Genomic DNA, 10323 nt, shown 5'->3' with positions numbered 1-10323 from the left:
ATGAAGTTAGTTAGCAAGATCAGGAAGTTTTTTATCGCTCTATACCATTTATTTATTGCTGCAGGAAAGGGATTTGTTGAAGATCGGGTGATGAAACTGAGTGCAGCGTTGGCCTATTATACGATCTTCTCGCTCACACCACTAATTATCATCATACTTTCTGCCGCTACGCTATTTTTAGGCGATAAAAGCAATACAGAAACACGAAATAAGTTCTTCGCACAGGTTACCGATATGGTAGGTTCAGATGCGGCGGTTCAAATTCAAGGATTTGTAGAGCATTCAACTAAATCTGGTCAATCTACAATCGGTTTAATTATTGGTATTGCAACACTTATTATTGGTTCTACTGCTATTTTTATTGAAATTCAGGATAGCATCAATATGATCTGGAAAGTGAAAGCAATTCCCAAAAAGGGATGGTTGAAAATGTTAACCAATAGGTTGCTATCTTTTTCACTTATTGTTTCTATGGGATTTTTGCTATTGGTATCACTCGTAATTAATAGTGTGGTGGTTGGCCTTGGAGATAAATTAATATCCTTACTTTCTAAAAGTGAAATTGACGTAGTGATTCCTGTTGCCGATGATACCATGGCATTGATCATTTACATCTTAAATAATGTAATTACTCTGGCTGCCGTTACCGCAGTATTTACAGTAATATTTAAAGTGCTGCCAGATGTGGTTATAAAGTGGAAATCGGCTATTATTGGTGCACTATTTACCGCTTTACTTTTTAGTTTAGGTAAATATTTAATTGGAATTTACATTGAAAAAGGCAACCCAGGTTCTGCTTTTGGTGCAGCCAGTTCCATTATTGTAATCTTACTCTGGATTTATTATACTTCGATAATTTTATATTTCGGTGCTGAATTTACTCAGGCATATGCTGAGAAATATGATGGTGGAATCGCTCCGAGCAAGTATGCTGTGTTTACAAAAATCACCATTGTAGAGAAACATGTGGATGTTCTTCCTCCGCAACATCCGGAAGAAACTATTCACGCGCCAGACAAATAATTAAAATTGGTTTGTTAAAATCCGATAGCTTTTTAAAAGAATGTTATCGGATATATTTTAAAATCTTTTCCAGTAATTCATGCTCCATAAATGGCTTAAGAACCAATTCATTCATACCAGATGCCAGGTATTTCTGCCTGTCTTCCTGTAAAACATTAGCCGTTATCCCCAATATAGGTATGCTTCGCTTGGTAACATTGCTTTCATTTCTAATCTTTTGAGTAAGTTCTATCCCACCCATTTTTGGCATTTGTATATCCGTTAAAATAAGATCATATTCTTTTTCGAGAAATAATTCATAAGCTTCTTCGCCATTGTACACCGCATCATAAAAGATATTATATTTTTTTAGGATGGTACTGGCAAGAAGGATATTTAACATGTTATCATCAGCCAATAAAATTCGTTTTCCAATCAGTACTGTTGTTTCTTGATGTAATACTGAGATTGGCGTATCAAAAGAAATTGGTTTTTCACTGGTTTGATAAGGTAATTCAAAAGAGAAAACTGATCCTTCGCCTTCCGTACTCATTACACCGATAGTTCCACCTTGAAATTCAACTATTTTCTTGCAAATGGCCAAGCCAAGTCCTGTACCCTGTTGCCTTTCTTTTGTAGAAGCATAGTAAACCTGAGCAAACTCATCAAAAATAATTCCCTGATCTATTTGCTTTATCCCCAAACCAGTATCAATAATATTTACCTTAAGTTTTGCCTGGGTGCCATTTGTTAGCGTAAGTTCGGCCTGTAGTGTAACACCACCATTTAAGGTAAATTTAATTGCATTACTTAACAAGTTCATTACCACCTGCTTTAAACGCAAGGGATCACCCAGAATATAAGTATCTTTATTTACTGACATCTTCAGATGGAAACCTATTTTCTTTTTTGCAGCCTGAATACTCATGCTATCAAATACATCTCTTATTGCAGTGTAAGGTGAAAAAGATACTTCCTCTAAAACCACTTTACCTGTTTCATATTTTGAAAAATCAAGAATATCATTCACTACTTCCAAGAGCATAATAGATGAATTTCTGATGGCTACAACTTGTTCCTTTTCTTCTGTTTTAAGATCAATCTGTATTAGCTGTTCTGAAAATCCAATAATAGAATTTAAGGGTGTACGGATCTCATGACTCATATTTGCCAGAAAACGGCTTTTAGATAGTGCGTAAGATGCCGTTTTATTGCTATTTGCAATTAGTGCTTTTTCATTCTTGTAAAAATGATAAATCATGTAAAAAACAAATACTAATAAGCCAGTGGCCAGGGCAAGCAAAACTTTAGTAAACTTATCTAAATTCTCTACCGCACCTAATGTGGTTTTATCAGATATTTGCTGTAAGGAAGCGTAATATTTCTTTTCAATAGCTTTATATTTTTTTAACTCGTTAACAATGGTAGAAATTAACTGATGATTCACATCAAGCAATTGCTTTTCTTTATTCTTAAGCTTGTTATTAACAAGATAAAGCCTTAGATAATAATCATTTATAGCATTTAGCTGCAATTTATTATAGGCAACATTTAGGGAAGAAGTATCTGCTAAAATGGTTGTTTTGACTAATGTTGGTTTAGTAGTATCTGCCTTATTACTTCCATCACCATTAATTGCAGCCAGTACTCGTTTTAAAAACCTCTTTTTTTGTAAAGTGGTAATTCTGGGTTTAATTGTATCAATCCTCGTGATATTTTTAAACTGCCTCATCGTGAAAAGCTTAGTTTCCGGATGGTATTTTTCTCCTTCCTGATTAACCTTTGCTGTGAAGTTAATTAAGCTATCACAGAGACTTTTTAGTTTTATAAATTGATTGGTGCGAATTTGCTTCTGTTTGATTAGCCCATTAAAGTCTTTAGATAAAAAAGCATATTCGCTTTGGTTCTTTTGCTTAATGGTATCCATAATGAAGGAGATTTCTTTAATCTCCTTCTCAAACTGGTTGTAGTAGGTACGTTGCCTACTCACCATATACATTCTGCAATTATTTTCTGCATTGTAAAGCTTAAAAATACAGCTATCCAAATTAGCGTAATCATACTGTACCTGAACAATTTTATCTACCGATTTGAGCAGCGGTAAATTTGAGAAATTTACAAATACAACTACCGTTATACCGAAAAGAACTAAAATTGAGGATACAACTATTAAATACTTTCTTGCTGAACTTTTAATGGATTTCAAATGCGTCGATTTAATTTTGTGATTACATCAACGCCGAATTTTATGCTACTTCATCAATAATTTTAGGTTCCTCTTCTACCTCGTCTTTTTCAACACGCAGATTTCTGATGATGTGTTGTTGTCTGTCGGGAGTGTTCTTTCCCATATAATATTCCAACAAACTTTTAATGGTTTGATCTTTTAAAATAACAGGATCCAGCCGGATATCTTTACCAATAAACAAACCAAATTCATCAGGAGAAATCTCTCCCAATCCTTTAAAACGAGTGATTTCGGGCTTATTACCTAATTTTGCAATGGCATTTCGACGCTCTTCATCACTATAACAATAAATAGTTTCTTTTTTATTTCGAACCCTGAACAGAGGGGTTTGTAATATATAAACATGGCCTGCTTTTACTAAATCAGGAAAAAACTGAAGGAAAAAAGTCATCATGAGTAAACGGATGTGCATTCCGTCTACATCGGCATCAGTGGCAATAACGATATTATTGTAATGCAAACCTTCTAACCCATCTTCTATGTTTAGCGCATGTTGTAATAAATTAAATTCTTCATTTTCGTAAACCACTTTCTTAGTTAATTCATAACAGTTAAGCGGCTTACCTTTTAAACTAAAAACAGCCTGGCAATCTACATCCCGAGATTTGGTGATGGAACCAGATGCAGAATCACCTTCCGTAATAAATAAGGTGGTTTCATAACGTTTTTCATGCGTACTATTGAAATGAACCTTGCAATCACGAAGCTTTTTGTTGTGTAATGATGCTTTCTTAGCCCTGTCGTTCGCTAACTTCTTGATCCCTGCAATATCTTTACGCTCCCGTTCAGATTGGTTAATGCGTTTTAAAAGTGCATCTGCCACATCAGGATTTTTATGCAGATAATCGTCTAATTCCTTTTTAACGAAATCATTAATAAACGTGGCTACTGATGGCCCTTCGGGACCCATATTCTGCGAACCTAGCTTTGTTTTTGTCTGCGATTCGAAAACAGGCTCCTGCACCCGAATAGAAATGGCTGCTATGATTGATGAACGAACATCGGCAGCATCAAATTCTTTCTTAAAAAATTCCCGAACGGTTTTTACTACGGCAGCGCGAAATGCTGCCTGATGCGTTCCACCTTGTGTAGTATGTTGTCCATTAACAAAAGAATGGTAATCTTCACCATATTGCTGACCATGTGTCATCGCAATTTCGATATCATGGCCAACCATATGAATAATCGGATAGCGAATTTCTTCTGGTTTATTAAATTTAGAAAGCAAATCGTAAAGACCTCTTTCAGAAAAATATTTTTGGTTATTAAAATTGATGGTTAAACCTGTATTTAAAAACACATAGTTCCACACCATACTTTCTACAAAATCCGGAATGTAATGGTAATTTCTAAAAATGGTTTCATCAGGATAAAAAGTAATGGCTGTACCGTTACGCTGAGTAGTATCAATTATAGGTTGCTCACTTACCATTTCCCCTTTCGAAAATTCTACCTTTTTAGTTTTACCATCGCGGTAAGATTGCACGGTAAAAATGGTAGATAATGCATTTACCGCTTTGGTACCAACACCATTTAAGCCTACTGATTTCTGAAAGGCATTGCTATCATATTTACCACCGGTATTGATTTTACTTACACAATCTATCACTTTTCCTAATGGAATACCACGACCGTAATCACGAACATTAATTTTTTGCTCAGATACTGCAATTTCGATGGTTTTTCCAGTGCCCATCACAAACTCATCAATAGAGTTATCTACAATTTCTTTTAACAAAACATAAATTCCATCATCTTGTGCAGAACCATCACCCAGCTTTCCGATGTACATACCGGGCCGTAATCTGATGTGTTCCTTCCAATCTAATGAGCGAATACTGTCGTCGTTATAAATTACTTCTGCCATAAATTTTTATTTGTTATCAGGTTGATAGAACTTCGTGATTGCACAAAGGAGCCATACCGAGGGATGTTCGGAGCAAGCTTTAACGTTCAACATGACAATAGGTTTGGGATGATTTGATATCGTATAGATGAAAATTCATAAGTAATGATTTCTCAAAAATCGAATAGCAAAAATTATTATACAATAATAGTTTTATTCTTTGAAGCTAGCAAATGAAAATTTCAACAAAAGTGGTTATCGTGAATTGGTGAAGCATTAAATTACCGAACGTATAAACGGAATATCACCTACTGCAAATTGCCAACTGAAACTTCTTGCATAATTTCCATACCTTCGTTGTCTTATATTAAAACCCGATTTAATGCAACCTAAAAAGCAACTTTCGCTCTTCGATTTATCCATGATTGTAGTGAGTTTAGTGATTGGAATGGGGATTTTCCGTACACCTGTAAATGTGGCGGCAAAAGCCCAGATCCCAGAACTTTTCTACCTCGCATGGTTTATTGGTGGCTTCGTGGCATTTTGTGGCGCACTTACCTACGCTGAAATTGGTTCCAGATATCCCGTTACCGGTGGATATTATAAAATCTTTTCTGCAGCTTATCATCCTTCCATTGCATTTGCCATTAATTGTATTGTGATCATTTCCAGCGCTGCATCTGTAGCGGCAATTTCTATCATTGGTGCAGAATATTTAGGGAAGATTATCTTACCAGCCAATATGCAAACAGATGTTTATCGGGTGGCTATTGCCATTACGACCATCTTGGTTTTCTATTTTATCAATTTATTGGGTTTAAAGGCAAGTGCCAAAACACAAAATGTATTAACGGTAGTTAAAATTGGTTTAATATTATTGCTCATCTCTGCCCTATTTTTTGGTTCGCAAACGCAAACCATTGTTCCTGTTTTTAAAACGGCAACCGGCACCTTGCCTAACTGGACAGATTACGGAAAAGCCTTAGGATTGTGTTTAATTGCAGTGTCTTTTTCATATGCAGGTTATGCACAAACCATCAATTTTGGAGGTGAGGTAAAAGAAGCCAAAAAGGTGATTCCACGATCCATTATTATTGGACTAACCATTATTGTAACCCTTTATCTTATTATCAACTATGTTTATGTAAAGGTAATCGGTTTTGAAGAACTTAAATCTGCAGAGAGTATTGCAGCCATTTTAGCTTCCAAAATATTTGGTCCGGCTGGTTTTAAGATGCTTTCTGTTATTATTTTTGTTTCAGTAATGGGCTATGTGAACGTAAATTTATTAAGCAACCCAAGGGCAATGTTTGCCATGGGTGAAGAGGGAGCATTGCCAAAGATTTTCAGTAAAATGAATCAGAAAACCGAAGTGATTACCTTAAGCTTAACTGTTTTTACTTTAATTGCTGTGGTTATTATTTTTTACGCCAAAACCTTCGATAAAATTTTAAATTATACCATTTTTCTGGAAAGCATCAGTATGGCCAGCTCGGCAGCAACCATTTTTATCTTAAGAAAGCGGACGGCACATCTTGACAAAAAATCCATTTACACTGTTCCGTTATATCCTGTATTGCCTATTATATTTATTGCAGCCTATACTTTTGTGGCGTTTAGCATTTATGCAGATGATCCTGGTGCTGCATTAAATGGATTATATATTTTTATAGGTTTTATGATCATTTATTTCATTTCCAGGTGGATTAAAAAGTAGGGATCAATTGAAGTAGGGAATTCGATTCCTTACTTGATTCTTCATTAATATCGTCTTCTAGGTGTCCACGGGTGGGGGTGGTTATACCGTTCACATGACCAAATTAGAATAGAAAAGAAAAAATAAAGGCGAGCCTGATTTTACCAATTAAAAATAAGACCTTGCTGTACAAAACAATTTAACCAAATTAATGAATAAAACGCTCTCACTAAAACAAGAAATTGCTTATGCGGCTGGCATGATTGGTTGGAGTACCATGACAAATATTATCATTGTGATGCTTCCATTTTTCTATCTTCCGCCAAGTAATTCTGGATTACCTCCCCTCGTTCCACAGCTTGTTTTTTTTGGCGCTTTTAATATTTTATCCATCATTGCTGCATCGGGCAGATTGGTTGATGCCTTATTTGATCCGTTTATTGCAAGCCGAAGTGATGGAAGCGAAAATCCAAACGGCCGCCGGATGCCATTTATGAAATGGGCAATTTTGCCCTCCATCATTTTTTGTGGATTGGTTTTTAATCCCATTGAAAAGGTAGAAAGTTTACATAACGCCTGGTGGCTAACCATTGTGCTTTGTTTATTTTTCATATCCGTAACCACCTATATCATTCCTTATAATGCGCTACTTGCTGAAGTAACCAACACGCCGCAGCAAAAGGTTAAATTATCCAGCTATCAGCAGGTTGGATTTGTAATTGGCATTATCTTTTCGGCATGTACAAATAATTTTGCTGATCTGGTTCAACAGCATTTTGCCATTACAGATCGAAGTGAGGCTGTACAAATTGCCATTTGGGGCCTCTGTATATTATCTGGATTGATGATGTTGATGCCGATATTTTGCATTAAGGAAAAAGATTTCTCTGTTGCGAAACCGACACATGTACCGCTTTGGCCAGCGATTAAAAACACCTTTAAAAATAGGAATTTCAAATATTATTTAATTTCGGATTTTGCCTTTTACACCGCATTAAGCATTATTTCGAGTGGCTTATTATTTTTCTGTACGGTTTTACTTGGCTTACCTGAATCAGAAGGTGGCAAGTTTATGGCTGCAATGGTAATGGCATCACTATTATTTTATCCATTGATCACTTTTGGCTCAGCCAAAATCGGCAAAAAGCCATTAGTCTTACTTGGCTTTGGGATTCTTTGTCTAATATTTGTAACCATTTACTTTTTAGGAAAACTTCCTTTTGGCCCCTATACGCAAATTTACCTTTTGGTTTTGTCTGCATCCTTTCCTTTGGCAGCATTAGGAATTTTACCCAATGCAATTTTAGCAGAGATTGCCCAAAAAGACACGATAGAAACTGGCGAAAATCATGAAGGGATGTTCTTCGCTGTGAAATACCTGTTTGTAAAGTTAGGTCAGACATTAGGCATCGCTATTTTTGCCATGCTGACGATTTACGGGAAAGATCCGGGAAATGATTTTGGACTTCGCTTGAATGGAATTGTAGGATTCGGGCTTTGCTTGCTTGCGCTCTTATTCTTTAGCAGATTTAAGGAAGAAAAATAAAACGCTTAAATGAGTAGGTATAAAAAAAGCATGAAACAGTTTGCTTCATGCGTTTTTTAATATTATCCCGAATTTGATTAATAATATGTATTAGAATACTACTTAAACGAGTTATTTTGTTTTTAACCACCCCAACCTTTCGGCACCCTCCGATGCATCGGAGGAAATGGCGATCGCAATTCCCCTCTTTCAGAGGGGTGGTCGCAGACCGGGGTGTTAAAAGCTTAAATAATTATCCAACTCTGAATATTAAATTAATTAGTAGCCCGGACTTTGTTTTAAAATTCCATTACTTCTATCAATCTGATCCTGAGGCAAAGGAAAGTATTCATCCCTTGATTCAATCGTTATGCCATTAAGGTAATTGAAATACTTACCTTCAAAAGCAAAATAACTTTCAAGTGTTTGTTTAGCAATTCCCCAACGCACCAGGTCAAAGAAACGGTGTCCTTCCATAGCCAGTTCCAGTCTGCGCTCAAAACGAACAGCATTCCTTGCATAAGTGGCATTTGGAAAAGATGGATATGGGCTGACTTTGTAAGCTGCTGCAGGCGCACCGTTAATTGTTGTCGGGGCTATTTTTGCTGCCCGAAGTCGCACTGCGTTCACTAATGTTAACGCTGTAGTAAGGTCATTCGTTTCTACAGCACATTCGGCTGCCATTAAATAAACATCACTCAAACGAATCAAATTTACATTTAAACCCGTTACGTTAGTCATACCCGGGCCAGTACCAGAGGCAATCTGAGAAGCTTCAATTGAATTTTTCACTGCAACAAACGGACCGCCATTACTCGCATCCCTGATCCAGCTATCACCTGCCATAATTCCCCAATCGCGATATGGTACACCACGACGTCCGATTGTGGATTCTATTCTCGGATCAAATGCTATTGAACGATCTACCTGATAACTAGCTTTTTGCGCTGTGGTTAAATTAAGATCGGAAGTATACGGATCAGTACGATAGCTGCCATCCAATAATGGTAAGCCTGAAGCATCCACTTTAAAGGCATTGGCTAAATCAATAGTTGGCTGAAAAAATCCACAGCAATTAATTGGCGTTACACCTCCATAAGGAAAGTTTAACATATCACCAACATTACCGTTATCGCCACCTGTTCCATCTGTACCTACTGAATGCTGAACAGCTACAATAGATTCCGGTCCGTCTTCTTTGGTAATATCAAAATTGTCAGCATAAGGCATATCCACCAAACTTCCCTTAGCAGAAATTACAGCATTAAGTTGAGCATAAGCTTCAGCATAGCGTTTTTGGTACAATAAAACTTTTCCAAGATAAGCCTGGGCGGCATATTTATCCATACGGCCCTTTTGACCTTTAGGTTTTGTGGTGCCCAGGTTTGCTACTGCAGCCTGAAGATCTTCAATGATATTTGGATAAATATCCTTATCATTTGGAAGGATTGCTCCGTTTGAAGTTTCGGTAACATAGGGTACCATTTTAAAAACCCTAACCAGAAAGAAATAATAATGTGCCCTAAGTAACCTGGCTTCACCCTGAATTTCTTTCGCTCTGCTATCCGAAAACTTTGTAGCACCACTTCCAGATTGTAGCGTTGCAAGTACTTTTAAAGTATTGTTGCAGCGCTGAACACCTTCAAAACACCTGTCATACATATTAGAAAGGTTATCATTTGTGCTGGTAGGCGAATGTTGCTCGATCGCATTCATAGGGGGTTGATCGCCATTACTACTCCCCTTGTGGGCATTATCAGAGGCTACTTCACCAAACAGCCATTGGCTCGGAGCTGCGCCATAATTACCCCAGGTACCATTGATATTACCATTAAGTAAACCATATGCACCAAGCAGTAGTCCCTCTACCCCATCCTGGGTGGTTAATTGTTCTGCTGTAAGCTCAGCCTGTGGGTTTAGCGAAAGAAAATCCTTTTTGCAGGATACGCTACTTAAAATCAATATGGAAAAGAAAATATATTTTATATGTTTCATCGTAAAATCTT

General features: G+C 36.7%; 6 protein-coding genes. 3 read left to right on the top strand and 3 right to left on the bottom strand.

All coding sequences use genetic code 11. From position 1 onward, the window contains the following. Positions 1-1023: a YihY/virulence factor BrkB family protein gene (locus EV200_RS00225; protein ID WP_132528829.1), complete on the top strand. Its 1023-nt coding sequence runs from the start codon at positions 1-3 to the stop codon at positions 1021-1023. Between the two features lie 43 nt (positions 1024-1066). On the opposite strand, the gene EV200_RS00220 is transcribed toward EV200_RS00225, so the two are convergent. Both EV200_RS00220 and EV200_RS00215 read right to left on the bottom strand, forming a co-directional pair. Then, on the bottom strand, positions 1067-3208 hold the full coding sequence (locus EV200_RS00220) for an ATP-binding protein (protein ID WP_132528828.1): 2142 nt from the start codon (positions 3206-3208) through the stop codon (positions 1067-1069). A 40-nt stretch (positions 3209-3248) separates the two neighbouring features. Further along, positions 3249-5117, bottom strand: coding sequence for a DNA topoisomerase IV subunit B (locus tag EV200_RS00215; protein ID WP_132528827.1), 1869 nt, complete (start codon positions 5115-5117; stop codon positions 3249-3251). 361 nt (positions 5118-5478) lie between these two features. On the opposite strand from EV200_RS00215, the gene EV200_RS00210 reads away from it, so the two are divergent. Both EV200_RS00210 and EV200_RS00205 read left to right on the top strand, forming a co-directional pair. Then, positions 5479-6813: an APC family permease gene (locus tag EV200_RS00210; protein ID WP_132528826.1), complete on the top strand. Its 1335-nt coding sequence runs from the start codon at positions 5479-5481 to the stop codon at positions 6811-6813. Between the two features lie 190 nt (positions 6814-7003). Beyond that, a complete protein-coding gene (locus EV200_RS00205; RefSeq protein ID WP_132528825.1) occupies positions 7004-8338 on the top strand; it encodes an MFS transporter in 1335 nt (444 codons plus the stop codon). A 258-nt stretch (positions 8339-8596) separates the two neighbouring features. Here the strand turns inward: EV200_RS00205 and EV200_RS00200 are convergent, their stop codons facing one another. Next, positions 8597-10312 (bottom strand): RagB/SusD family nutrient uptake outer membrane protein, encoded by a 1716-nt coding sequence (locus tag EV200_RS00200; RefSeq protein WP_132528824.1) that lies wholly within the window; start codon positions 10310-10312, stop codon positions 8597-8599. Between the last annotated feature and the right edge of the window lie 11 nt (positions 10313-10323).

The sequence above is a fragment of the Pedobacter psychrotolerans genome (assembly GCF_004340665.1).
GTDB lineage: Bacteria > Bacteroidota > Bacteroidia > Sphingobacteriales > Sphingobacteriaceae > Pedobacter > Pedobacter psychrotolerans.
The sequence above is the reverse complement of the archived record's forward strand: the minus strand, read 5'-3'. Positions and strand labels throughout refer to the sequence as shown.

Excerpts from the sequence above, each read along its gene's own strand:
- EV200_RS00225 (WP_132528829.1), top strand. The coding sequence starts at position 1 with ATGAAGTTAGTTAGCAAGATCAGGAAGTTTTTTATCGCTCTATACCAT.
- EV200_RS00215 (WP_132528827.1), bottom strand. The coding sequence starts at position 5,117 with ATGGCAGAAGTAATTTATAACGACGACAGTATTCGCTCATTAGATTGG.
- EV200_RS00210 (WP_132528826.1), top strand. The coding sequence starts at position 5,479 with ATGCAACCTAAAAAGCAACTTTCGCTCTTCGATTTATCCATGATTGTA.
- EV200_RS00205 (WP_132528825.1), top strand. The coding sequence starts at position 7,004 with ATGAATAAAACGCTCTCACTAAAACAAGAAATTGCTTATGCGGCTGGC.
- EV200_RS00200 (WP_132528824.1), bottom strand. The coding sequence starts at position 10,312 with ATGAAACATATAAAATATATTTTCTTTTCCATATTGATTTTAAGTAGC.